We start from the raw sequence: 25,853 nt of genomic DNA on the forward strand, positions 1-25,853 counted from the left end.
TGACGAGAAATCCCCCCCTCAAATTTTTTCGCCTCGCTCGAAATTTCAGCGAGGCGAAACCGAGGGTCTGTCCTGCGCACCAACTTCCAGCCAAGTCGGCCTCGGCCGTCGAAGCGTCGTGAAAGCGAAATGACTCAACACCTCGATACCACATCACTCGACCTCAATATCAAGACCGAGGTTCTCTCTCTCGGTTGGACGCCTGCGTTGGCACGTGCCCCGCAGATCACCATCACCTCGGAAAACTTGAAAGCCGCCCGCCCCAAAGCGGTTACCCTGAGCTGCAACGCGACCAAAGTTCCGGTCAAAAGTTTTGTCTTTCCTGAAGCACCCGCCTGGCTGCAAGCGTTGGAAAAGAAGGTTCCTCCTAAAAAAGGAGGGGGCGACCAGCCTGAGGGCGAAGAAGGAACCGAACCGCAGGCCAAGAAGCCGAAGCCCAAGCGCATCACGCACATTCGCCCACCTGGCGACGTGATCAAGCTGGAAGATCGGTTGTACTACCTACTACAACCTTCGCTCGAATCGTTGGTTACCAGTGGTGCCCTCGAGTTCCCCTTCGAGCCGTTCCCTTACCAGTTTGAAGGGATCGCCTTTCTGTACCCGCGTCATGCCGCGGTGATGGCGGACGAAATGGGGCTCGGCAAAACGATGCAGTCGATCAGCACGATGCGCATGCTGCTACGTGCCGGCGAGATCCGCAACGTGCTGCTGGTTTGTCCCAAGCCGCTGGTGAGCAACTGGAAACGCGAGTTCAACCTTTGGGCGCCTGAGATCCCGATCAGTGTGATCGAAGGGGATTCGGCCAAGCGAAGTTGGTTGTGGCGCGATAACCAGACACCGATCAAGATCGCCAACTACGAACTGCTGATGCGCGACCATGACCTGGTGGGCGAAGAAGGTGGTTTGCATTTCGACCTGGTCGTTCTGGACGAAGCCCAACGCATCAAGAACTCGAACAGCACCACCGCTGAGATCGCCAAGAACATTCCTCGTACCCGTAGCTGGGCACTGACCGGCACGCCCATCGAAAACAGCACCGACGACCTGGTCGGGGTCTTCGAGTTTCTGGCACCTGGCTTGTTGACCAAGGGGATGGACATCAAGTCGATGAGTTCGACAGCCGGCGAGTACATCATTCGCCGCACGAAAGACCTGGTGATGACTGACATGCCGCCGCGACTTTATCGCGACGCGGAATTGCACCTGTCGCCGGCCCAGCAAGAGGCTTACGAAATCGCCGAGAAGGAAGGCATCGTTCGTCTGGAAGACATGGGGCAAGAGCTGACGGTGCAGCACGTCTTCGAGTTGGTGCTTCGCTTGAAGCAGATCTGCAACTTCGAACCGATCACCGGTGAGAGTGCGAAGATGGATCAGTTGAAGGCCGATCTCGAAGAAGTCGCGGCCAGTGGCAAGAAGGCGATTCTCTTCAGCCAATGGACGCGAACGATCCAGCAGATTCGCAAGCATGTCGAGCCTTTCGGCCCGCTCGAATATCACGGCAAGGTTCCGCACAAGCAGCGGGAAGGGGTGATCGATCAGTTCAAGCACGATCCGTCGAAGCATGTCATTCTGATGAGCTATGGTGCCGGCAGCGTGGGGCTAAACTTGCAGTTCTGCGAGTACGTCTTTCTATTTGATCGCTGGTGGAACCCCGCCATTGAAGATCAGGCGATCAACCGGGCTCACCGCATCGGTGCGGCCGGGGCCGTGACGATCAGTCGCTACCTGGCAGTCGGCACGATCGAAGATCGCATCAACAAGGTGCTGGAAGAAAAACGCGAGTTGTTCAACACGCTATTCAGCCAGACCGAAGAACCGCCAAAGATTGGTTTCTCGAAGGAAGACATCTTCGGCCTGTTCGATCTGCGTAGTCCCAAGGGACCGATTCGCCTGGCCGCTTAGTCTGTCGCTGGTTCCACCTGGTCTCGAATATGTTCGAGCACGCGTTGATGGATGCGATGGACGATGGCATCGCTCCAAAGCATCCAGAACGCTTGAGGGAACATCTTCAGTTCGTACCAGGTACGACCCTCTAAACGCGTTCGTCCGTTGGGCAACTCAATCAACCGGAACTCGCCTCGATTGCTCTGCATGTAGCCATCGAGGTGCGGCGGATGGATGTGGCCGATTGGGCTCATTTCAATCAACGGATCTGGCTGCTCGGTTACCTGGAAGGCAAGACGCCGGGGTCGATCCCACTGAGTGATCGGCTCGACGAACGTTCCCGTGGTGAACTCGCAGTAGCGAATCGCCCCTGGTCCATGCCCTTCGATCCGAGCCCGAAGCGGCGTCGCGATGCCGAGATGAAAGTACCATGGCGGCGGCGAATCGATGTCGGGAAATGCGACGACGCTTTCCCAGACTTTCTCTGGCGGTGCATCGATCTCGATCGAGGTCATCACGACCGTTTCGCGAGGTTGATTAAGGTACGTTTCAATGCCGGCGAAGATCGGCAAGCAGATCACTACGGCCGAGATGTGGGGGAACTGATCATCTTCGATGGCGACCTGGGCAAGCAACATTCCGATCAGCCCGCCGATTACACCCAGCGGCACAATCAGTGGCAATGCCATCACAATGCAAACGGCACCTTCCAGGGCGAACAGCAGTAAGGCGACCGAGCCGATCACGATCACCAGGCCTCCAATTCCAACGGAAGCTCCCAGCGATCGAAGCTTGCGGCGGTTGTAGTAGAAGCTGGTTGCGGCACCCATGACGATTGGTGTCGCCACGAAGAGTCCGCTGCCGTAGGTCTTCAAATAAAGCACGCTTACCGCCATCATCATCGCTCCGATACCAAGCCCAACCACAATTGCCGTAACGACCGAGGTTTCGTGATGGATCAGGTCGTCTTGATCGTCGGCGAATTCGTTGGGATAGGCACGTCGCGGGTCGGAAGGTGTCAAAGCCAGGACGATTACCAAAACGAAGTTGAGTCCTGGGACCAGAATGAGCAGCGACATCCAGGGGCTGATACCGTCGCTGTCGATCGCTCGTCGAACGGACAGGTTCAAAGCCAAACCGAGAAATGGCAACGACCAGAGGAAGATCCCCCAGGCCAAGATCGGATAGTCGGCGAAGTCTTCGATGCGCGTCGTCAGGACTGGATTGAAGAACTCGAAGATTGAAAAGAACTTGCCGGTCACTACGCGAACCAGTATCGTCTCGACGAGATACTTCAGGCCAATCAGCAGAAAACCATAGCCGAGGTACTGCGTGCGATTAAGAGGCGTGGACAGCAGCAGTAGAAGCTGCCCACGCGAGTCGAGTCGCGTCATGCGGATCTCTCCGGGTTGAAGGTCAGGACTTCAGCCCAACTGAGAAACGCAACGCCTGGTAACTGGCGATCGCGATTGTTTCAGAAAATACCTCGATCGCCGATTCGATCGAGGAAACTTCCGTGCTTGTCGCGCAAATAGGCGACAATTGCCGTTACTGTAAGACAGGCAGCTCGGTTTGTTTTCGACCGGGTCGCTGCGGCGACTCGGCATCGTCGATCCGGTCGTCGCTTTCCAACTGCGGCAGCGGACGATTCGTTTTCGGTGCGCCAAACATCGTCAGCCGCGCCGTCTTCAGCAGGCCTTTCAGCGAAGAAAACGTCGCGTCGACGGCGCTCGGTTCATAGCCGCTATGCACCATGCAGTTGGCACACTTGGGGTTGCCGCTGCGAGTCCCGTAGTTGTCCCACTCGACTGCTTCCAACAGTTCGGCGAATGTCTTCGTGTGACCTTCGTCGACCAGGTAGCAAGGCTTTTGCCAGCCGAAGATGTTGTACGTGGGGTTGCCCCACGGGGTACATTCCAGGTCGTAATTCCCCTTGAGGAACTCGATGAAGAGTGGGCTCTGGTTGAATTGCCACAGCTTCTTAGGCGACGACAAGATATTGCGGAACAAGCGGTACGTTTGATTCCGCTTCAGGAAGTGTTCCTGGTCTGGGGCTTTTTCGTAGCTGTACCCTGGCGAAAGCATCATCCCCTCGACGCCTAACTCCATCATCTCGTCGAAGAAACCACGAATACGTTCCGGCTGGGCTCCGTCGAACAGGGTGGTGTTGGTCGTGACGCGGAAGCCTTGCTTCAGCGCCGCTTTGATCGCGCTGACGGCGATGTCGTACGTTCCTTCGCGGCAGACGGCATGGTCGTGCTCTTCACGCGGACCATCCATATGAACCGAGAAGGTCAAGTACTTGCTCGGCTTGAACTGCGGCAACGCCTTTTCCAGACGCAGCGCGTTGGTGCAGAGGTATATGTACTTCTTGCGTTTGACCAGACCTTCGACGATCTCTGGCATCTGCGGATGCAGCAGTGGTTCACCACCTGGGATCGAAACGATCGGGGCTCCACATTCATCGACGGCCTGGAAGCATTGCTCCGGGGTCAACTGCTTCCGCAAGATCTCGACCGGAAACTGAATCTTGCCGCAGCCGGCGCAGGCCAGGTTGCAGCGAAACAGCGGTTCGAGCATCAAGACCAGCGGGTAGCGTTTGCGACCGAGGATCTTTTGTTTGAGGACGTACGACGCGACGGTCCACATTTGGGAAACTGGGACACTCATCGCGAACCCTCGGTGCTGTTAGATTTCTTGGCCCACGTGGCCAAAGCCAACAGAGGGAAATAGATTCGGTAATAGTGATAACGCAGATAGAACACGCGTGGGAAGCCGGTGCCGGTGTAAGGCTCTTCGTCCCAGGTGCCATCTTCCTTCTGCGTTTGCAGCAAGTAGCGAACCCCTTTGCGGACCGCTTCGCTATCTTCCTTGCCGGCGGCAATCAGCCCCAGGATGGCCCATGCCGTCTGCGAAGGTGTCGGGGTACCGATCCCTTTCAGGTTCGGGTTCTCGTAGCTGTCGCAGGTCTCGCCCCACGCACCTGATTGTTGCTGACAACCGATCAGCCACTCGGCTCCCTTTTGAATCATCGGATCGTCGAGCGAGATACCGACGGCGGCCAGGCCGACCAGGCATTGCCAGGTGCCGTAGATATAGTTCACGCCCCAGCGACCATACCACGAACCATCTTCGTATTGGTTATCGCGGATGTAGTCGACCGCTTTACGAACGACATCCCCCAGCTTGCCGCGGCTTTGGTGATGAACGCCCAGTTGCCCGAACGATTCGATCACGCGGGCCGACAAGTCGGGCCAGCTGGGATCGATCATCGCGTTATGGTCGGCGAAGGGAACCTTGCAGAGGAACTCGGCGTCGTTGTTCTTATCGAACGCGCCCCAGCCCCCGTCATGGTTCTGCATTTCGGCACTCCAGGCCAACGCTCGCTTGGTGGCACTGGTGACCTTGTCGAGCAGCATGGCTTGGCCAACGGCGTCTTCTGCCGCGACCTTGTTCGAGGTCGTGACGATCGTGGTGTTTTCCCACGATTGACCGGGATGAACTTCCAGAGCGACTCCCGCCTCGCCAAGTTGTTCCTGCAAGGCCATCAACGCCATCGCGGTGTCGTCGAGGTCTGGATAGAACTCGTTGTTGAATTCAAAGAACCAGCCCCCTGGGGCACAGCGGACATTGTTAGTCCAGTCACCTTTGTCGCGAACTTCTTTCGACAGAATCCAGTCGATCGACTTTCGCATGCGCGGGGCATCGCTGCCATGACCAGCCGCCGCCATCGCACGAAGCGTGATCGTCGTGTCCCAGACCGGGCTCTTGCAGGGCTGAATCCGTGTGGTCTGGTTCTCGTCGTCGTGTAGCATTAGCTTGTCGATCTCGCTCCAGCATGAAAGCACGGCAGGATCGTTGTCGTCGTAGCCCAACGCTTTGAACGCGACGATGCTCCACAAGATCGGCGGGAAGATCGCACCCAGGCCATCGCTCTTCGGCATGCGGGCCAGGATCCACTGTTCGCACGCCTTGAGGGCTCGTTTGCGAAGCGGACGGAAGCGATATGCTTCCAGGGTCTTCAAGCCTTTGTCGGCCGTGCGGAAGAAGCGATCCCACGTGAAGAGGCCGGTCGCTTTCTCTTGCCCTGGGCAACGCAGTTCCGGCCAGTTCTCGGGCTGGTTGATGAACAGTTCCTGGATCGAGCATTCTTCCGAGCGATCGACGACCGGACGCAATGCCCAGCAGATCGCCAGCGGAATGAAGATCGTCCGCGACCAACTGCTCATGCGATAGATGTTCAGGGGGAACCAGTTCGGCAGCAGGATCATCTCAGGCGGAATCGCCGGACAGATCTCTAGCGGAATCTGGCCCAGCAGCGCGAGGTACAAACGCGTGAAGCTGTTCACCGCGTCGGCGCCGCCTGCTTCCAGGATCGCGTCACGAGCTTTGACCATATAGTCAGCGGTTGGCTCGTGCCCGGTCAGCTTCAGGGCGAAGTAAGCCTTCACGCACGAACTGATGTCGAGCTTACCTTCCGGGTACTGAGCCCACGTACCGTCGGCTCGTTGTTGGGCGAGCAACTGCTTGGAGACACGCTGGGCAATCTCGCTTTTCTCGCGTCGAGCCCACGCCAACAGCAGAAGGAATTCGCTCTGCAGAATCGAATCCCCTTCCAGTTCGGCGCACCAATAACCTTCGTCGGCTTGCTGCGAAAGCAACCAGTTCGAGGTCCGCTCGATGGCGGTTGTCAAAGAAGGGGCATCGCCGTTGGCGCCGGTTTCATCTTGGCCGGGCCGCCGATCTCGGGCGAGTGAGTAGGATCCATCCATCATGACTAATTGTTTGCGAACTAGGGGGAGAATTAGTGCATTGGAATCGTCAGCCTATGCCAGATCGGCAAATGGAGCAAGTCAGACCTATGGCTGGTTCGTTTCATGCACGCGACAAATGACCACCGTGGGGGCTTCGGGATTGCCAGTTTGGAACTCGGTGACCTCGAGAATCCCCTGATTTTCCATCTCAGAAAACAACTCGCGGGTCACATCACGAGGAAAGCCGTAGTTGCCAGGACTGCGGAAACGATCGATCTCACCCCAATGGACATACAGCCAGCCAATATCCCGCTCGGCAAGCCACGCACGACGTTCGTCGGCGGTCATCTTTACCAGCGGTTGGAAGGGTGGATCGTCGAAGCAGGTGTGATACATCACCGGCGGCTCTAAATAAAACAACGCAGCGTCGCCGGTTGCCAGAACTGTATCGCCCGTTGGAACGTGCTCGTTGAGCCACTGCACGCCTTGCGCGGTGTGAGAATTGGCCAGCGATTCAAGCGAAACGAAGATCCGCGGATCGAGCTTGATCGACTGGCTTTGATTCACCAGGACAAAGCCGACCAGCAAGCTCAGTCCCAGCCAGGCCCGCAGGGCGTAACGTCCCAAGGCATACGGCGAGACCATCTCGGCTCCGATTCCTGCCAACAAGCACCCCAAAGGAATGGCCGGAATCAAAAAGCGTTCCAGGCGATGGGACATTCCCCACCAAACGACCCAGCAGACGACCAGTAAAATCACGACTGGAACGACGAGTCGCCGCCGAGCCGAAAACAGTCCACAAATCGCCAGCGGAACGATTGCCAACCCAGCCCAGGGGCTGCCACCGATCAAGGTAGTGATGCCATGCATCAGTTGCGAGATCGAGTAGCGACTTCCGTCGGCATTGGTGGGTACCTGATGTGCCTGATTCCACTGGGCGATTTGGTCGGCAGTACGAATGTCGGTCGGAAACAGATTCCCGGCGAGCGGGTAAACCGGGTTGCCGGTGTCGATCGTGTTCTTCACCAGCCATGGGGCGGTCATCACGAGAACGGCAGCGACCTGAAGGCCAAGCACTTTCCAATCGGTCCGCGCCGCGTAAACCCACAGGCCAAATACGGGAACGATCGCCAGCAGCAGGGCAGGGTACTTCACGCCGAAAGCCATGCCCGCCATCATGCCCGACAGAATGGCCAGGCCATCCCAAGGCAGCGCCGCGCGTTTTTCGTTGTCGGTCGTCAGCACGATCAAAACGGGGTAGGCCGCGGCGAGCGTGAAGAAGCCCCAGACACCATCGACCAGTCCGGTTCCGCTTTGATAGGTCAGCCAGGGAACGGCAATCGCCGACAACGCGGCGGCTCTTCCGCACCAAGGCCCTGCCAGCCGTTTCCCGGCACCATAGAGCAGGCCAGCGATGAACAAGGTGAATAGGCCCATTATCGTCTTGCCGATCAGGGATCCATGGAACCAGATTGTTTCGCTCGGCACGAAGACCATCGAGAGCAAAGCCCACATCTCGGCACCCATCGGCATGCCGCTGTAGACGTTGCCTGGTAAGACGCTGATTTGGCCTGCCTGGTACCACTCCTTGGGAACCTCCAGGTGATACTCGACGACGTCGTATTCGTAAGGTGGCACGATCGACACGCCCACGATGAATATCAGCAGCGGCGCCGTGGCCAGCAGCCACCAGCGCGATTCGACATCGGCAACCGACGACGGAGCAGTCGCTTCGCTCGGGTCGCTTCCACGAGCCAGTTGTTTCTTCCAGGCAGTCCCCAGCGAGACAAACAAGATCGCCAGCGAGAGCACGATGGCCAGCGGACGTTGCAGCAGGCCACAAAGACCAAGGATGCAGGTCGACCAAGAGAGCAGTGTCAGGCCGATGCCGAGTCGCAGCACGGCGCCATCGATCTGGCCGAAGAACTTCAGTAGCTTCAAGCGGCACAGCAGGAACTCGCCCAGGGCATACGCGAAGAGCAGCATCGCCACCACGCCTGCCAGGATGCCTACGCGGTCGAAGATTCCCAAAGGCATCTCACCGCCGCCCCACCAGAGGCCAAGCAGTTCGGGCAACAGCAGCAAGCCATCGCGAACAAGGTCGCCCCGTGTGGGGGCATAGGCCGTTTCGCCGGGACCCGGAGCAGGCCATGGCATCGCCAGCGAGAAGTACCAGTACGCGTAAATCAGGGCACCGGCGATCAACAGCCAGACGCACAGCGTGGCGTCCCCCACGAGCGACTGGGAAGGTTCTGAGCGTTCGGTACGTTTCTTACGAGACACGATGGCTGAGTGACGATAAGAGAAGCAGGCAGGAGAGTAGCTGACGCGCCCTCGACTGCGGACTATGCTAAGTTTGTGGAATCAACGGTTTCCGGCGACATGCACGGCCTGTAGATTCTAACCAGTTTCCCACCGCCCCGCCTTCCCCATGCCCCTTGGAACGTGCCAATGGCCCCTCAATCGACGCGACTTTCCGGCATTTTTACCCCGAACATCGTGCCTCTGGACGCTTCTGGCGACATCAACGAGGCCGAACTGCGACGTTACGTCGATTGGTTGATTGCCAAGGGAGTTCACGGGCTCTATCCGAATGGCTCGACCGGCGAGTTCCTCCGGTTCACCGTGGAAGAACGTCGACGGATCATTGCCATCATCGCCGATCAGACCCGCGGACGAGTGCCGATTCTGGCTGGTGCGGCGGAAGCGAATGTCAAAGAAACTCTCCGGGCCTGTGAGGCGTATCACGAGATGGGCTGCCGAGCGGTCGCGATCGTTTCGCCGTTCTATTACAAGCTGAGCCCTTCGGCCGTTTACGCTTACTTCAAAGAGATCGGCGACAACACGCCGATCGATGTCACGCTGTACAACATTCCGATGTTCGCATCGCCGATCGACGTGCCAACCGTCCAGCGGCTGGCCGAGGAATGCCCGAAGATCGTGGCGATCAAAGACTCGTCAGGCGATCTGCCACACATGATGCGAATGATCTCGGCGGTCCGGCCCCTGCGTCCAGATTTCAGCTTCATGACCGGCTGGGATGCCGCCCTGATGCCGATGCTGCTGATTGGCTGCGATGGTGGAACGAACGCGACCAGTGGCGTGGTGCCCGAGATCACCCGTCGTCTGTACGACCTGACGCTGCTGGGCCGAATCGAAGAAGCTCGCGACTTGCAATATCGCCTGCTGACGTTGTTCGATGCGATGATTCAAAACTGCGAGTTTCCAGAAGGTTTCCGGGCCGCACTCGCGCTGCGTGGATTCAAGCCAGGTAGTGGTCGTCAGCCGCAGTCAGATAGCCAGAAAATGGGAGTCGAGATCCTGCGGAAAGAATTGCAGTGCCTGCTCTCGGCAGAAGGCTTTGTCGATGAACCGGTCGGTGGCTGCCCAGCCGGTCAGACCGATGCCAACCCCGACGATGTTGCCCGAATTGTGGCCGGCGTGGTCGAAGAGCTGCGCCGCTTGGGCATGACCACCTAAGGTTTTTCGCCAGCCAATTCCAAAACAGAAGGGTGCCCCAGTGGCACCCTTTTTTCGTGGCGGAATATATGAGAGGCAAGAACCAAAAAAGGGCGTTCCGAAGTGGGAACGCCCTTAATTGCCCTCCTGGGAATTGGATGGTTATGGGAGGACGTAGCGAAGGCTGTTACGGATTGGTTGGCCTTCGGTGTACACCTTTGGCTGGCCCAACAGGCCCCGGCCCACGTACGAGTTGTCACTCATCGAGAAGATCGGCAACACCGGGCGGAACGATGTGCGATCGACCGGGTAGACCGCGGCCGGAGGAACGGCGACCGGGGCCGACACGATCGGTGGACTCAGGACTGGAGCGGTACCGACGGGCGGATTGTTGTAGGTCACCTGAGTAACCGGGCGATAAACGGTTACTGGGGTGCCCGTGGTGCTGTAGACCGGCGTCGAATAAGCCGCCGGCGTGTTGTACTGAACTCGCTGCACCGAGTTGTTGATTGTATGCCACGCATTCGGCTGGACAGGTTCGACATAGTAGGTCGACTCGGTTGGGTAGGTACCGTACTCAACACGCTGAACAGTCGTCTGCTGCTGCAGTGGTTGAGGGTTGTCGTAGATGACCGTTCGCGGCTCATTGGAATACTGCACGATCGTTTCCTGCGAGCTTGGCGGCGTGTAAGCAGTCGGAGTCAACGACTGAATCGGTTCGCCAACATAAGTCCGCATGGTGGGATTTCGCTGGGCTGGCGTTGGCTGCCCGGCAATGTTTTGCATGGCGGAAGTTCGCTGAATCGTCCCGGTCTGGTCGGCGGTACCATTCGAGGACGAAAGAGCGATCGCGTTTGGATCTTTCAGGTCGCCAGGGGCGGCCATCTGGGTGATGGGGCGACCTTCGTTGTACGTGGCGTCGACCCACTTCCAAGTTGGTGCCTGGGCATAAATCGCCGCAGGAGCCGCAAACATAACGCAGGCGGCAAGCGTGGTCTTCCTGAACATCGTAAAGCCTCATTTCTTTAACAGGGTCATTTGGGGAACGCACTTCCATAGTGCAACCGCTATGCCGAGAAGGCAAACAATTCGCCAAATGTCCCTGACAGCATCGCCAGACGGCATTGCCAGCATAACCGCTTAAGTCCAGCGGCAATCGAGGTTTCAAGTCGATCGAAGAAATCGAAAGTTTCGTCAGCGATTGCCTGGTGCCAGCATGACACCATCACCCTTCGTCTGGCGATCGTTGTAAGAATTGCAACACGTTTCCCAAATCGACTGCGATCGAAAAGGGGAGATCGGTCACTCGGCGGTCTCGTTGGCTCGCAGGGCATCGGCCTCTTGCAGGATCTGCTCTGGGACTTTGCCAATCAGGAAAAGCGTGCCGATCAACGCAGCCACTCCCAGCACATGACACAACCAAACCGGCACGCCAAACGCCACCGGCACCGTACCCACCACGACCGAAAGTCCGGCGCCGAGAAGTGCGTAAGGCATCTGCGTGCGCACGTGGGCCATGTGATGACAGCCACAGCTTTGCGAAGAAAGAATCGTCGTGTCCGAAATCGGCGAGCAGTGGTCACCGAAGATCGCTCCGGCCAGAACGCTTCCGACCACCGACAACAAAATCGGATCGGCGATATCGAGGGCCTGGCCACCGGCCGTCAGCATCGCGGCAGTCAGCGAAACGGAAAGCGGCACCAGGATGCCCATCGTGCCCCAGCTTGTGCCGGTCGAAAATGCCACCGCGGCGGCGAGTAGGAAGATGGTCGTCGGCAGCATCTCGATCGGCAGACTTGGCTCGAGTACCTGTTCCAGGTAGCCGGCCGTGTTCAAGCCATTCTGAGTCATCTGCATATCCTTATCGAACTTGGGGCGCTCGGTCTGGGCTGCCAGCGCCGCCGCAAACCACAAGATCAACAAGGCTGGCATCATCGCGTAGAAGCCTTTGAGGATCGCGGTTACAAACTGCGAAGCGGAAAGAAGCCGCTGCGGAGCGATCAGCAGCAAGGCCACCACCAGGCTGGCCGCGGAACCATAGACGAGTGCTTTGTACGAGTTGCCATTGCCAATGATTTCCAGCAGCGACGGTGGTTCACCTTCCCCCATCGCGGCTGCATAGCCGGTTTGATACAGCACGCCGACCACAACCACCAGCATGGTCATCACCGGGATGACGGCATTCAGCCAACTGGAACTTTCGGGCAATTGTTCGGCGGAGGCGACCTCTTCGTTGGAAGGCTTTTGCGAACTGAGCATGTCGATCTCAGCCTTGAGCATCGGGCCGAAGTCGCGGCGAGTGATCGCGATCAGTGGCACCAGTAGCAGCGCCCACCAGGTGTAAAAGCGGTAGGGAATGCTTTGGACGAACAGCAGGAACGCATCCGGCTTGGCGTCGCCATCGATCAGCTTGATGCCTTCGTCGATGAAGCTGATTTCGGTTGCGACCCATGTCGAGATCAACGCCAGGCCAGCCACAGGGGCGGCGGTCGAGTCGACGATGTACGCTAGCTTCTCGCGTGAGATCTTCAGGCGATCGGTCACTTCTTTCAGCGTTCCGCCCAGCAACAGCATGTTGGCGTAGTCGTCGAAGAAGATGGCTAACCCCATCAGCCAACCAGTAAGTTGCCCTTTCAAACGCGTGTCGGCGAAACGAACGATCAAGTTCACCAGGCCTCGCATGCCACCTGATGCCGATATGACGCCAATCATCCCGCCGGTCAGCAGGGTGAAGGTATAGACCTGGCGTTTATCTTCGTCGATCAGCTTGGCCCAAAGGTAGTCGACCCAAGCTGACTGCAGGCCAGCGATCGGATTGCCATGGTGCAGGATCAACGCACCAACCACGATGCCAACGAGAAGCGATAACAACGTCCGCCGAGTTAAGATCGCCAGAAAGATGGCAACCAACGGAGGAACAAGACTCAACCATCCAAAGGGATGCGGATCCATCCAGCTACTCGTTAGGGCTTGTGGAACTTGGTGAAATTGGAATCTCGAGAACGATCCGCGCCCCAGGACCATAGGCGGTGTCGATGTAAACATCGCCGCCATGGGCGTGGGCAATCGTCCAGCATTTGGTGAGGCCAAATCCAAGGCCTCGACCAGCTTCACGTCCGCTATGGAATGGATCGAAGACAAGCTCGGCCATTTCATCCGGGATGCCAGGACCGTCGTCCTGAACCGAAACGGTGGCCATGTGGTCGGCCTGGGCAAGGCTGATTTCGATCTGCCCTTCTTGTTTGAGGGCTTCCAGTCCGTTGCGAACGATCGCACAAAGAGCCAACACCAATTGATTGGCGTCGGCTTTCAAGCGAATGTCGGGATGGGGAGTTTCCAGTTTCAGCAAGGTCTGCTGTTGCCGGGCCGCTTCGTTCATTTGGTGGAAGCAGGCCTGGGCAATTTCGCTGAGGCGGCAATCGGCAAGTTGGGGCTGCGATGGCCGAGCGAAGAGCATCAAGTCGGCAATCATCTCGTGACCACGCATCGCTTGCGCGTAGATGGTCGCGAGTTCGTGCCGCCGATTTGGATCGGTTTCGCCATTGAGAAGTGCCTGGGCACGGCTGGCGATGTTGGCCAGAGGATTGTTGATTTCGTGACTGGCACCATACGCCAGTCGTCGAAGACTTTGCAGCTTCTCGTTACGCAAACGACGCTCGTCCTGAGCGGACGACGATTGGGAAGACGAGGAATCGATTTCGCGAGAAGCCATGCCAGGGGAGCAATCAAGAGGCAACAATCAATCTGGTTTGAAGTGCCCTATCTTAGTGCGATTCCGCCTGGAATCCTACGTGTTTCAGCGTTTCTGGCTGAGAAACCGGCTCAAAACTCGCTTGATTGCTGTCAGCCAAAAAACGAAACGTTTCGGAATCGTCGGGAACGCGGGTTCAAGCAACCATACTGCGGAGCCCGACCACGCAGCCCCAGCCAATACTGGCCAGGCCGACGCCTAGTGCTGGCACAAAGAGGAGGGGATTGGGAAGCGAGCGATTCACTTCGATCACCAACGGATCGTCGAACGAGACATCCGGAAATCTCGACTTTAGTAGTGAACGTGTCTCGATATCGATCCCTTTCACGCCACTGGTGACGACGCCCACGAGCGGGTCGTCGAAGAGATACTCGGTCGCGCCGGGCGGGCAATAATAACGAGCAATGACCGGGCGTTTGGTGAAGTTGCCCTGCAGCGTCAGTAAGGGAATTTCGATTTCCTCGAATTCGCCGTCGTCGTCTTCATCGAGATAAACATAGTCCTCCGCCAGTTCGTAGTCGTAGATGCATACGTGGCGATTGCCGCTGTTGACGCTCTCTTGCGTCAGTTCAAACAGGGTGACCTCTTGAGGCTGACCACCACAGTCCCACCACAGCGTTGCCTCTTGATAGCCATACCAACCCGCCGATACCGCGACGACGATAATGAAACGAAAGTCGGATAGCCAATGCATGGAAAGAGACTCCACGAGAAGAGCAGGGGCGAAGACGAGAATGCTGGATCATGGCACGATTCAGCAGACCGGCCCGGCAGACGAAGCGGTCCGCAGGGCAGTGCTTCGTCGCAAGGCCATCTGAAATATGGCCCATGAATGTGGAGGGTCAAATTAATTCGCTAGAGGGGGCTTTGCTCGTTCGCCCAGGCCTGTTTTCAGGAGATTCAGGTCGGTTCTCTTCTGTTATGAAGCCATCTCAGGTGGCGCGATTGGCGCAGTGGACTGGTGAGGATCTCTATCCCACGGCGATTACCGGCCGCTGAAGAACTGCCACCAGACGAAGACGCCAATCAACGCGAGTCCGCCGAAGAAGAACCCGGCGATCGAGCCGGCAGTCGGAAACGAGCGATCGACATCGAAGATCACCGCCTTGCTGAGATCGCTGCCTGGGACGATCGTGCTCATCAGCTTTTTCTCGTCCGACTTCAGGCCGGCAATATTGCTGACCACGACGCCCGTGAGTTGGTGGCGTTGGAAGACGCTTTGAAGCTTTTGTTCGTTTCCTTTAAGACCACTCACGCGAGCGACGACCGGGAACTTCGGTTGCTTCAGTTCCTGCATGTCCCCTTCCAGCAGCAATGGAATCCAGGCTCGAGTAACCTTGCCGGTGTCCTCTTCCTCTTCGAAGACGTACTCATCCGCAAAAATGAAATCGGTCACTGTCAGGTGGATGTTACTGATGTCCTCGTTCGAGCCGAGCGCATCAAGCTGGATGATTTCTGGTTCGGATGTGCCTGTCGAATAGAGACTAAATTCGCGCCACGAGTTGAAGCAGAGCATCACGCCAAGCAGCAGAAGCACAAATCGAAGATTAGCCATGGTTCGTTCAGTAAGGAGAGGATCGACATGACGTCGCGATCGCGGCCACCTCTGGCGGGTGGGTTAAGGCAGTCAGGATACCTGCTGGCAACGAGAAGTCAACAAGCCGCCGAAGAAACAGGGGGGCGCGTGGAGAAGCAGTCGCTCGTATGGTCAACGACACGCGGCACCGCGCAAGCAACGGGAGTCCGACTTGCGCGGTGAAGAGATGTGCCAGGAATAGGGAAGGGCGGTCTAAGAGTTGACCGATTCCATGTCCAGCATGTGGCAAGCCTTGTCGACCAGGGCTTCCACCGAAAATGGCTTCTGCATGAACTCGTTGGCACCGCAAGCCATCAGGTCGGCGACCTTGTCCTGCTCGATCATGCCCGAGATGCAGAGGATTTTGACGTCTTCCATCGTCTTGTCCATGCGGACCCGCTGGCAGACTTCCTTGCCGTTGATATCGGGAAGCATGATGTCCAGCACGACGATGTCTGGGTGGAATTCCTTGACCAGCATACCGGCGTCGAAGCCGTTGTTGGCGGTTCGCAGCTCGAAACGGCCATCGCGTTCGAAGGCGTCAACCAGCAGTTCCACCAGATCGACGTCGTCGTCAACGATCAGGGCCTTACGCTTGCCACTCTCGAGAGCGTCGGTCGGAATGCCGTTCTCTCGCATGAAGTTGTACAACTGATCACGCGGGATGCGTCGAAACCGGCTGCCGGGGACGCGAAATCCTTTCAACTGCCCCGAGTCGAAGCAACGAATAATGGTCTGTTGGCTGACCTTGCAGATCTTCGCCGCTTCACCGGTCGTAAAGACTGTTTTCATTTGCTGTCATCCTATCCCTAGCGTGTTTGGCAACCAATGCGATGAGTGGCTGTTGAGGGCCGCCAAGTATGTTGAGCATCCTCGCGCTCTGCGCATCCGTGTCAAACGAGTACATCCCGTTTAAAACTCTGATTTTCTGGAAGGTGTGTAATCGCTGCACCCCACGATAAATGAGTATTTCCGCTGTTCGTCCGGATATACCCCATTTACCGAATTTGCCAGATGTCGGAATTATATCGTCCCAGATTGCCACGTCAAGATTGATGTCGAATGCGCAAACTTAAACAGGACAACACTTTGCAGCACAAAGGGGTCGGCTGGCCAATATTTTGCCTAATCACAATCTGGGAAGATGCAAGAGCGAACGGCCCTGAATTTAGGGCCGTTTTTGGTGGCATGCTACTGATAGCAACGCCGTGGGAATCCCCAGGTTAGGAGGTCTTCGACCCCATCCGCCCGTCAAGATAAACCAGCAGCAGGGCGATGTCAGAAGGGGTGATGCCGCTGATCCGTTCGGCCTGGGCGACCGTCGTCGGGCGAACTCGCCCCAGCTTCTCACGGGCTTCGGTCCGCATCTGGGTAAGCCGCGTAAAATCGAACGATTCCGGAATTCGCTTGTACGAGAGCCGTTTTTGACGCTCGATCTCGACCTGTTGCCGGGCAACGTAGCCTTCGTACCGAAGGTCGTAGGTGACCTGCAGTGAGGCTTCGTCCGAGATACCCGATAATTGCGGTGCCAATTCGCAGACTTGTTCCCAGGTCGAATCGTTCCGACGCAGGATATTCGAGAGCAGCGTTCCCTGGTGCCGGGTCGTCGAGAGCGTTTCCAGGGCGGAATCGATCTGCTGCAGCTTGCTTGAAAAGGCTTCCCAACGCTGCGGTGTGATTAGTCCTCGCTCGTTCGACAACGGCGTCAGGCGGCGATCGGCGTTGTCTTGGCGAAGCATCAAGCGGTGTTCGGCCCGGCTGGTGAACATGCGGTAAGGTTCGTCGACGCCGCACGTCACCAGGTCGTCGATCAGCACGCCGATGTAAGCCTGCTCGCGGCCCAGGATCAGCGGCTCTTCCCCGCGACCTTCCAGGGCGGCATTGATTCCCGCCATCAGCCCTTGGGCGGCAGCTTCTTCGTAGCCGGTTGTTCCGTTGATCTGTCCGGCGAAATAGAGCCCGGTCACTTCCTTGGTTTGCAGCGAAGGCCACAACTGATCAGGCGGGCAGAAGTCGTACTCGACGGCGTAGCCATACCGCATGATCTGGGCGTTTTCGAGCCCTGGGATCAGCTTGAACATCTCGTCCTGAACGTCGCGTGGAAGGCTCGTCGAGATGCCGTTCACATACACTTCGCGGGTGTTGTGGCCTTCCGGTTCCAGAAAGAGCTGATGCCGATCTTTGTCGGCGAAACGAACCACTTTGTCTTCGATGCTCGGGCAATAGCGTGGCCCGCGCGAATCGATCTGACCGCTATACATCGGGGCCCGATGCAAGTTGGCCCGGATCAGGTCGTGGACTTTTTCATTGGTGTACGTGATATGACACGGCATCTGCTCGAGCGTCAGTTTCTCGGTCAGGTACGAGAATGGCTGAGGATCGTCGTCGCCGGGCTGCAGTTCGGTTTTATCGAAATCGATCGAGTTGTAGTTCAACCGTGCCGGCGTACCGGTCTTGAAGCGATCGAGCCGAAAGCCGAGTCGATTCAAGGCGTTGCTAATGCCGCTGCTGGTTCCTTCGCCACCACGACCGCCTGGCGTTTTCGATTCGCCGATGTGCATGATCGCGGCGAGAAACGTACCGGTAGTCAGCACCACGCGCGATGCAGCATAGATGGCACCCCCGTGCACGCTGACGCCGATGATTCGCTGCTTACCGTCGACGGTTTCGGTGACCAGATCGCTGACGATCTCTTGGCACAGGTCGAGGTTTGGCTGATCTTCGACCGCCAACTTGACCCACCACTGGTAAGCCTTCTTGTCGGCTTGGGCTCTCGGGCTGTGCATCGCCGGGCCTTTGCGGCGATTGAGCAAGCGAAACTGAATGCCGGTCGCGTCGATCGCTTGCCCCATGACACCACCCATGGCGTCGATTTCGCGCACGATCTGACCCTTCGCGATCCCGCCGATTGCTGGGTTACAGCTCATCTGGGCGACCGTGTCGAGGTTGGTTGTCAGCAGAGCGGTCTTCGCACCCAGGCGTGCAGCCGCTAGGGCGGCCTCGGTACCTGCGTGCCCGGCTCCCACGACAATCACGTCATATTGATAACGACACTCCGACATTCAATCACCTTGCAATCGACCTGCTGTTTAAGCGAAGCTGGTATTGTAGATCCCTCAGGCCACCTTCGCGAAGGGGCGAATCCCGCAAACGAGGCCGATTTCCTCGGCGTTTGGCCCTGTTTTCGCACGAAGTAGCCCTGCCTGGGCCTGCCAATTCCCTCTGACCATCATCCTGGACCATCATGCTGTTACGCTACCTCGTTTCCAACTTTCTTCGACAACAGGGCCAGACCGTGGTTCGCGATCTGGTGACTCAGCAGCTTGCCGAGCACAACACGGCCGAGGTTGCGCCGGAAGATATTCCGAAGCCAGATGTGGTGGTCGTGTTTGCCTTGGGGGTCGAATCGGCCGGTTTCAAAGAGCGGCTTCAGTCGGCCACTCCGGTGAAGATGGAGGGGAAAACGGTCACGGTCGGCAAGCTTGGTCCGCATGCGATCGGTGTCGTCGAGTCAGGTGTCGGCCGAAAGGCTGCCGGGGCAACGGTCCGCGACATTATCGATATCATCCAGCCCAAGTGGATTGTCTCGGCCGGGTTCGCCGGTGGTCTCGTGTCGGAACTGAAGCGGGGACATGTCGTGATGGCTAACTGCGTCCGCGATATCGAAGGGGGCGAAGTCGCCATCCCGCTGAACCTCACCTCAGAACAAATCGAGGCGACCCAAGGACTGGCGAGTGGAAAGCTGCTGACGGTTGACCGGATCATCGGAACGGTCGAAGAGAAGCGGCAACTGGGGGAAGAGCATGGGGTGGTCGCGGTCGAGATGGAAACGCTCGCGATCGCTCAGGTCTGCCAGGAGAAAGATACGAAGATGCTTTCGGTGCGGATCATTTCCGACACGGTCGATCAGCCGCTTCCGAAGGATCTGGAAAAGCTAATGGGCCAGAAGACCACCTCCGGCATGATCGGCGCCGCTGCCGCGACTATCTTCAATCGGCCGGGCAGCATCAAAGATATGTGGAACTTGAATACAATGGCCAATAAAGCCAGCTACAAGTTGGCCGGCTTTCTCGAAGGAGTTGTTCCGCAGCTCGACTTCGCCGTTCGTGACGATGACTAGCCAATGGCTTCTGTCGCCTACGTAGTTTTCGTACCGAAACCGACGTAAGCCAGAAGTCCGGCCGAGGCAAGGAAGATCACCCATTCGACTGCGGCCAGAACGTAGGTCGTTGTGCCGATGTCGGAGAAGAGTCCAAAGCTGATCGCACGGAAGATCACCGATAAACCGTGGATCAAAACGCAGCCAATCAGTAGCGGACGCGTGGCATCGTGCATTAAGAGCGGCAGCAGGAAGATCAGTCCCCACGCAAGCTCGACACCTCCATACACCACGAAGAATTCGGACTGGCCGCTCCCTTTCTGCAGGTCGAATCCGACCGAGTTGGAGGTCTGTCCTGGAGCCGACGCGCACCACACTCCAAGAAACATGTAAGCGACGCCAACGACGGCCAGAAATATACGAGCGAGAAACATAGCGGTCCTTTCGAGTTGCCTGGAAACAAAGCTCCCAGCAGAGTAGAACCGCAAAAGAAATCAGAAGCTAACGGATGTCGTCGTTATTCCGAAGCCCCCAGAGCATTTTCGAGAGCAAGCTGGTGGGAAGATCGGCGTCCATCACCCGCTGGTGATAGCCATATTTTCGCAAAATCGCCTCCGCTGCGAGGTAACCGCTACGGACGGCTCCTTCCATCGTCGAAGGCCAGCCGGTCTTCGTCCAATCGCCTGCCAAGGCCAGACCAGGCAAAATCGTCCCTTGCGATGGGCGGAGTCGTTCCAGGTCGGGCGTGGCCGAGAAGACCGCTTGCTTCTCGGTAACCACTTGCTGATCGAGCAGGTAAGGGGACTGCGGCACATTGAAGGCCGAGACTAATTCCGCCAGAACTTTGCGAACCAGTTCTTCCTGCTTAATGCCGGCCAAATCTTGCGAGGCACTAATGACGACCTGGTAGTAATAGCCGGTCGTGTCTTTCAGTTGGCGAGGACCATGGTTGAAGACCCACTGGCTGGTTCGGTCGAGCAGCACGGCATGGGGCAGCTTCGTTAAAGGTGAATCGAGCCAAAGATGAACGCTTGAAATTGGCGACGAGTCGATCTCGTCGACGTTGTCGAGCTTCGGGATGAGGTTCTTCAGCACGGTCGAGAACAGCTTGGGCGATTGATGCCATGGGACGGCCGCAATGAAATTCTCGTAGGTTCCTTCGCCACCCTGCCCAACGCGAACGTTGAACCGAGAGTTGAAATAAGCGACCTGACGCACGGTCGCTTGGCGATGAAACTGCACGCCCTTTTCGCCGAGACGCTGGGCGGCTTGCACGTCGAAGACATCTTGCAGGGGAATCCGCGGGACGTAGATCTGGTACGCCTGACGATTCCGCAGAAAGCCATCGACGAATACCTTCCGTGACGCCGAGAACGAGACTTCACTCAGTGGAGCTCCCAAGGCACTGACCAACACGATCTCCCAGAATCGGCTGATCGCTTCTTCCGACTGAAGCTGTTCTTTCAGCCAGTCGTACATCTTGTAGTTGTGATACTTTTTAACTGCCGACGGAGGAGCCATCTCCCACAAGGCGGCCGCGATCCGCTTCTGATCTGGACGCGAAAGATACTTCTGCCGCCGAAATGCCGATGCCAGATGCAGCGGGGCAGGAAGCCAGTTACTGCCCGAGAATGGATGAACGCGTCCTTCGCGGTCGATGAAGTGCAGCTTCGTATCACGACGAAAGCACGACTTCAAATCAAGGCGTTCGCAAAGCCCCAGGAAGTTGGTACAGCAGCCCATCGCCACATGCTGGCAGCGATCGATCAGCGAGGGATGGTCTGAATCGCGATACGCTCCGGCGCGACCTCCGAGCGAACGCTTCGCCTCGAACAGATGAATCTCGAACGGGAAACGAGACAACGCTTCCGCCGCGGCGATCCCGGCCAGGCCGCCTCCGACGATCGCGACGCGTTGGCCTCGCATGGCGCTGAAGTCCATCAGGTTCCCTCCGTCGATAAGGTTCGACGCGAACCGAGCGGCATTCGCGACATGGCCAGTCGGGCCAGCAAGGTGACCTTACGCCACGACCCAACTTGGATCTTGCGACGAAGGACTTCCGTCGGTTGCCGAGCAATTTGAACCAACAGGTGATGATACGTTTCGGTCATCGCATCGTAGATGCTCCGGCCATCAGGTTGCAAATCGCCGCATAAATCCTGGGCCTGGGCGAAGAGACTTTCGGCTCGCTCGATCTGGAACCGCATCATCGGCTCGAACCCCGGCGACAGCTTACCCTCCAGCAGTGATTGTTCGGACACCTCGAACTGTGCCAGTTCGTCCTGCGGCAAATAGATGCGGCCACGCTGAGCGTCTTCGCGAATGTCGCGGAGAATGTTCGTTAATTGAAACGCGATGCCGGCAGCGATCGCTGCCTCGCGATTGAAGTTGGGCCGGATGCCCCAGATCGGCAAGCAGCTTAGGCCAATCGCCGATGCTACCTGGTAGCAGTAGTGCTTCAGTTCCGGAAAGTCGGCGAAGCGGGTTCGGGTCAGGTCGCTTTCCACGCCATCGATCGACTCGAACAGGTACTGCGGTGGAATCTCGTACCGCCGAACCGTGTCGACGACTGCTGGTAGGCGGGCATCGAGGTAATCGTCGGCGAGGGCCGCTTTCAGTTGGTGACGCCAGGCTTCGAGCTGGATCGACTGCTCGGTTCCTTCGGCATCGGCCAGGTCGTCGGTGTGACGGAAGAATGCATATAAAGCGTACATCGCCTGACGTTTCGCACGCGGCAAGAACCAGAACGATAGCAGGAAGTTCGATCGCGACTGGCGTGAAAGCTGTCGGCACAGGGCATAGCTATCGGCGAGCGTTGTCGTCATGCCGGCACCTCGTAGGCATGACTGCCAAACGGTTTCTTTCGGACATGAATGTCCCACCAGGAACGCATGAGCAGCTTCGCCTTGGTCGCCTTGCTGACCTTCGGACGATGATTCCAGGTATCGAATTCGTATTGGCGAATTTGCTTCAAGATGGCCTGGCCACCACGAACGAACAAGGCGATGTCGACCTTGAGGTTCGAGGGAAAGTAATCGACGATCGGTGCGCCAGCGGCCAGCAGTTGGTCGGCTCGGCGGACTTGGTACTCCATCAACTGTTGGAAGGCCTCGTCTTCGGCACACTTCGGCATGTCGTCGATGGAAAGACCAAACTGCTGGAAGTCTTCGGCCGGGATATAGATACGTCCCATCTCGAAGTCGCGGCGAACATCTTGCCAGAAGTTCGCCAATTGCAGCCCAGTGCAAACGCGATCGGAATAAACGACCGCTTCCGGCGTATAGCATCGCCCGAGGTACATCACCAACCGGCCGACCGGATCGGCCGAGTTGCGGCAATAAGCCAGCAGGTCGCGATAAGTCGCGTAGCGTTTCTTGGTTTTATCTTGCCGGAAAGCGATCAGCAGATTGCGGAGCGGGGTGATCGGAATCTTGAACTCGTGGATCGTTCGTTTCAGGGCCACAAAGACCGGGTGGTGGGCTTCCTGTTGATAGCATGACTCGAGCTGTTCTTCCCACCAGGCAAGCAGCTTGAGCCCTTCGGCATCGTCAGCGATCTCGTCCGCCAGGTTATCTGCCCAGCGGCAATACGCGTAAATGGCCGCAAAATGGGGGTGCAATTCGGTCGGCAGGAACCAACTGATGACCGAGAAGTTCTCGTACGAAGAGGCCGTGAAGTCCTGGCAATAGGCGTAGGCGTCCTGCGTGCTGGGCGTTTGCCAACTGGCTTGGGGACCGTAATTCACCAGTTGATATAAGAAAGGAGTCACGCGTTATCCGGAAAGGTTGGCCGTCGGTTGCTGTCCTGGGGGCGATCGCAAACTTCCAATTTTGCGGGAATTTACCCACCAAAGAAAGGCCGATTCCTTGATGGGTGCTGGCATTGGCCAGCGACCGCCGCTCTATTCCCTCTAGAAGGGTTGCGGTAAGATGCAAGGTATGGAGGAGGATCTCAGACCCATGAAAGTGATTTTAGCAAGTCCACGCGGCTTTTGTGCCGGGGTGAACATGGCCATCGAGTGCCTCGATTTGGCCCTCAAGTCGTTTGGTGCGCCGGTCTACGTCTATCACGAGATCGTCCACAACAAATACGTGGTCGAAACCTTCAAAAAGAAGGGCGCGATCTTTGTGGACGACCTGGAAGAGGTCCCTCCGAAGTCAATCTTGCTGTTCAGCGCTCACGGGGTCTCGCCCGAGATCCGCAAGGCGGCCAAAGATCGCGATCTGACGGCGATCGATGCGACCTGCCCGCTGGTGACCAAGGTCCATCTGGAAGCGATCAAATTCGCCAAGCTGGGTTACACGATCTGTCTGATCGGTCACGAAGGCCACGACGAAGTGATCGGCACCATGGGCGAAGCGCCGGAAGCGATCGTCCTGGTCGAGACCGAAGAAGATGTCGACAAGCTCGAGATCGCCGATCCTGAAAAGCTGGCTTACCTGACGCAGACGACGCTGTCGGTCGACGACGCGACACGCATCATCAATCGGCTGAAGGCCCGCTTCCCCGAAATCAAAGGCCCACCGAAGGCCGACATCTGCTACGCCACCCAGAACCGCCAAGAAGCCGTGCGAATCCTGGGATCGGAAGCGCAGCTGGTGCTGGTTCTGGGAAGCCAGAACAGCTCGAACAGCCAACGTCTGAAAGAACTGGCCAAAGAGTCAGGCATTCCTGGCTACCTGATCGACGGCGCCAACGACATTCAGCGCGAATGGTTCGAGGGCGTGGAAAACGTTCTGGTGACCGCCGGCGCGAGTGCTCCGGAAGATGTCGTTCAGGAATGCCTTGATTACCTGGTCGAGAAGTTCGACGCCACGATCGAAACCCGTTCGATCCGCGAAGAAGAAGTGCACTTCCCACTGCCGAAGGAACTGCGAAAGTTGGTTTCGATTACGTAGCACGAACGGCACGAAATCGAGCCATCCGCTCGAAATCCATTCGTAAAAAAAGCCCACGTGATCGTGGGCTTTTTCTGTTCGGGGATTACTCGCTTACGCGATTCAAAGGCCAGCGTTCTGGCAGTTCTTGAATCTCGAAGTTCTTAAACAGAACGTCGGTGGTGGGGTCGTGCCCTTGCAGGATGATCGTGCCCGCTTCCAGGCGTTGGCCTTTGCGAGGGTTGGCGTCAGGCTTGCGATCGTCGGTCCAATCGGTCACCTGGTAACCGTTCACCCAGACCGAGATGTGGGCACCTTCGGCGATCAGCGTCTTGGTGAGCCATTCTTTGTCTTTGCTCACCACTTTTCGGGCGACACAGCGGCGGAAGATCGCTCCGGTTCCGCTATCGAGCGGTTTGGTCGGATCGTCCCCTTCGATGCCGTTATGGATCTGGCTTTCATAGCCATTCATCTTCTCGCCAGGGATGCTGCGGAAGAAGAGGCCTGAGTTCAGGTTTTCGGCGTTGGTCTTGGCATCCATCTGCAAGACGAAGTTGGCGTAGACGCCTTCTGTTTCGAGCTGACCAGGACCGTTCTCGGCATGGATCTCGCCTTCTTCGGTGACGCTGAACTTGGTGGCGTATTCCGGGTAAGTCTTCCAGCCGCTGAGGTCTTTGCCGTTGAAGATCGATTTCAGCCCGAGCGGTTTCAAGGCGATGTTACGAAACTGAACCTTGCCACCGTTATGCTGCAAGCCAATGAATCCTTTGCCCAGGTAATCTCGGTCTTCGAGCGTCGAGACAACTTCGCCGTCCAGCTTCACTTCGATCAGCGGACCCTGGCAGCGGACCTCGAAGGTATGCCACTCGCCAGGTTTACATTCCGGCGTGACCTTCTCTCGAGCCACCAGGCTGCCGGTCGGGAACGAGTTGCTGGGCGGGGCGATGTTCAGTTCATAGCAGTCGTAGGAAGGACTCTTCGGCTTGGGGCTCGACCGCAGGAAGATCCCGCTGTTGGTATCCTTATCCGCTTTAAAATCGACCTTCAGATCGAAGTCGGCGAACTGGGTCGTCGTGCAGAGCAAGCCGACATCGCCGCTGGTGACCTGGATGGTACCGTCGACCACTTTCCAGTCATTCTTGGCCATGGCTTTCCATCCGAAGAGGGTTTCGCCGTCGAATAGCGAAATCCAGCCATCTTCGATTTCTTCCGGCGTCAGTCCCGGCGTTTGACCCCAGGCCGTGGCCTGCGGAGCGATGCCACTCCCGATCAACCCAAGCAGCAAGATCGATAAAAACGGAGCTTTGGAGGAAAAGCGAGCGGCAAAAGGCATGACGTGTCGTTCCTGGGCGGGAATAAAAGGACCTAATCGGGCCAATAGGTAGAAGTCTCTAACCTAAAGAAATGATTAGGGTTTGGGAAGATCCGCGGGGTTTGCTCTGAGCGGGGCGTA

The 25,853-nt window shown here is 57.5% G+C and carries 20 protein-coding genes; 4 read left to right on the forward strand and 16 right to left on the reverse strand.

Annotated elements, in window-relative coordinates; translation table 11 throughout:
* Positions 1–129 precede the first annotated feature (129 nt).
* Positions 130–1,902 carry a DEAD/DEAH box helicase gene (locus AB1L30_RS08120; protein WP_367012919.1) on the forward strand — a complete coding sequence of 591 codons (1,773 nt, stop codon included), beginning with the start codon at positions 130–132 and terminating at the stop codon, positions 1,900–1,902.
* Here AB1L30_RS08120 and AB1L30_RS08125 read toward each other — a convergent pair.
* From AB1L30_RS08125 to AB1L30_RS08140, 4 genes are all read right to left on the reverse strand, one after another.
* Positions 1,899–3,278, reverse strand: coding sequence for an SRPBCC family protein (locus AB1L30_RS08125; protein WP_367012920.1), 1,380 nt, complete (start codon positions 3,276–3,278; stop codon positions 1,899–1,901). The two genes, AB1L30_RS08120 and AB1L30_RS08125, sit on opposite strands and share 4 nt — an antisense overlap.
* Positions 3,279–3,432: 154 nt before the next feature.
* Positions 3,433–4,554: an adenosyl-hopene transferase HpnH gene (gene hpnH / locus AB1L30_RS08130; RefSeq protein ID WP_367012921.1), complete on the reverse strand. Its 1,122-nt coding sequence runs from the start codon at positions 4,552–4,554 to the stop codon at positions 3,433–3,435.
* The gene (locus AB1L30_RS08135; RefSeq protein ID WP_367012922.1) at positions 4,551–6,659 is read right to left on the reverse strand and encodes a terpene cyclase/mutase family protein; all 2,109 of its coding nucleotides are present in this window, start codon (positions 6,657–6,659) and stop codon (positions 4,551–4,553) included. Before AB1L30_RS08135 ends, hpnH begins: the two co-directional genes overlap by 4 nt.
* 84 nt (positions 6,660–6,743) lie before the next feature.
* On the reverse strand, positions 6,744–8,921 hold the full coding sequence (locus tag AB1L30_RS08140) for a hypothetical protein (protein ID WP_367012923.1): 2,178 nt from the start codon (positions 8,919–8,921) through the stop codon (positions 6,744–6,746).
* 168 nt (positions 8,922–9,089) lie between these two features.
* Here AB1L30_RS08140 and AB1L30_RS08145 point away from each other — a divergent pair, with 168 nt between their 5' ends.
* Complete coding sequence (locus tag AB1L30_RS08145; protein ID WP_367012924.1) at positions 9,090–10,118, forward strand: dihydrodipicolinate synthase family protein; 1,029 nt, start codon at positions 9,090–9,092, stop codon at positions 10,116–10,118.
* A gap of 141 nt (positions 10,119–10,259) precedes the next feature.
* Here AB1L30_RS08145 and AB1L30_RS08150 read toward each other — a convergent pair whose 3' ends face one another.
* The 7 genes from AB1L30_RS08150 to mnmG all read right to left on the reverse strand — a co-directional run bounded on the left by AB1L30_RS08150 (position 10,260) and on the right by mnmG (position 18,486).
* Positions 10,260–11,105 (reverse strand): hypothetical protein, encoded by an 846-nt coding sequence (locus AB1L30_RS08150; RefSeq protein ID WP_367012925.1) that lies wholly within the window; start codon positions 11,103–11,105, stop codon positions 10,260–10,262.
* 294 nt (positions 11,106–11,399) lie between these two features.
* A complete protein-coding gene (locus AB1L30_RS08155; RefSeq protein WP_367012926.1) occupies positions 11,400–13,049 on the reverse strand; it encodes a Na+/H+ antiporter NhaC family protein in 1,650 nt (549 codons plus the stop codon).
* 4 nt (positions 13,050–13,053) lie between these two features.
* Positions 13,054–13,809, reverse strand: a complete 756-nt coding sequence (locus AB1L30_RS08160) for a HAMP domain-containing sensor histidine kinase (RefSeq protein WP_367012927.1) — start codon at positions 13,807–13,809, stop codon at positions 13,054–13,056.
* A 175-nt stretch (positions 13,810–13,984) separates the two neighbouring features.
* Entirely contained in the window at positions 13,985–14,542 is a 558-nt protein-coding gene (locus tag AB1L30_RS08165; protein WP_367012928.1) for a hypothetical protein, read from the reverse strand.
* 291 nt (positions 14,543–14,833) lie between these two features.
* Complete coding sequence (locus AB1L30_RS08170) at positions 14,834–15,403, reverse strand: hypothetical protein (protein WP_367012929.1); 570 nt, start codon at positions 15,401–15,403, stop codon at positions 14,834–14,836.
* Between the two features lie 234 nt (positions 15,404–15,637).
* Positions 15,638–16,216 (reverse strand): response regulator, encoded by a 579-nt coding sequence (locus AB1L30_RS08175; RefSeq protein ID WP_345087579.1) that lies wholly within the window; start codon positions 16,214–16,216, stop codon positions 15,638–15,640.
* 431 nt (positions 16,217–16,647) lie between these two features.
* The gene (gene mnmG, locus AB1L30_RS08180; RefSeq protein ID WP_367012930.1) at positions 16,648–18,486 is read right to left on the reverse strand and encodes a tRNA uridine-5-carboxymethylaminomethyl(34) synthesis enzyme MnmG; all 1,839 of its coding nucleotides are present in this window, start codon (positions 18,484–18,486) and stop codon (positions 16,648–16,650) included.
* A 182-nt stretch (positions 18,487–18,668) separates the two neighbouring features.
* On the opposite strand from mnmG, the gene AB1L30_RS08185 reads away from it, so the two are divergent.
* Positions 18,669–19,544: a hypothetical protein gene (locus AB1L30_RS08185; RefSeq protein ID WP_367012931.1), complete on the forward strand. Its 876-nt coding sequence runs from the start codon at positions 18,669–18,671 to the stop codon at positions 19,542–19,544.
* Positions 19,545–19,561: 17 nt separating this feature from the next.
* On the opposite strand, the gene AB1L30_RS08190 is transcribed toward AB1L30_RS08185, so the two are convergent.
* The 4 genes from AB1L30_RS08190 to hpnC form a co-directional block, all read right to left on the reverse strand.
* Positions 19,562–19,957: a hypothetical protein gene (locus AB1L30_RS08190; RefSeq protein WP_367012932.1), complete on the reverse strand. Its 396-nt coding sequence runs from the start codon at positions 19,955–19,957 to the stop codon at positions 19,562–19,564.
* Between the two features lie 67 nt (positions 19,958–20,024).
* Positions 20,025–21,464 carry a hydroxysqualene dehydroxylase HpnE gene (gene hpnE / locus AB1L30_RS08195; protein ID WP_367012933.1) on the reverse strand — a complete coding sequence of 480 codons (1,440 nt, stop codon included), beginning with the start codon at positions 21,462–21,464 and terminating at the stop codon, positions 20,025–20,027.
* Positions 21,464–22,348: a squalene/phytoene synthase family protein gene (locus tag AB1L30_RS08200; RefSeq protein ID WP_367012934.1), complete on the reverse strand. Its 885-nt coding sequence runs from the start codon at positions 22,346–22,348 to the stop codon at positions 21,464–21,466. The genes hpnE and AB1L30_RS08200 overlap by 1 nt, the downstream gene beginning before the upstream one ends.
* Positions 22,345–23,292 carry a squalene synthase HpnC gene (hpnC, locus tag AB1L30_RS08205; RefSeq protein WP_367012935.1) on the reverse strand — a complete coding sequence of 316 codons (948 nt, stop codon included), beginning with the start codon at positions 23,290–23,292 and terminating at the stop codon, positions 22,345–22,347. The genes AB1L30_RS08200 and hpnC overlap by 4 nt, the downstream gene beginning before the upstream one ends.
* A gap of 190 nt (positions 23,293–23,482) precedes the next feature.
* Here hpnC and ispH point away from each other — a divergent pair, with 190 nt between their 5' ends.
* Positions 23,483–24,421, forward strand: a complete 939-nt coding sequence (gene ispH / locus AB1L30_RS08210) for a 4-hydroxy-3-methylbut-2-enyl diphosphate reductase (RefSeq protein WP_367012936.1) — start codon at positions 23,483–23,485, stop codon at positions 24,419–24,421.
* An 85-nt stretch (positions 24,422–24,506) separates the two neighbouring features.
* Here the strand turns inward: ispH and AB1L30_RS08215 are convergent, their stop codons facing one another.
* Complete coding sequence (locus AB1L30_RS08215) at positions 24,507–25,733, reverse strand: DUF1080 domain-containing protein (protein WP_367012937.1); 1,227 nt, start codon at positions 25,731–25,733, stop codon at positions 24,507–24,509.
* Positions 25,734–25,853: the final 120 nt, after the last annotated feature.

Origin of the sequence: Bremerella sp. JC817 (genome assembly GCF_040718835.1) — a bacterium.
Classification (GTDB): domain Bacteria; phylum Planctomycetota; class Planctomycetia; order Pirellulales; family Pirellulaceae; genus Bremerella.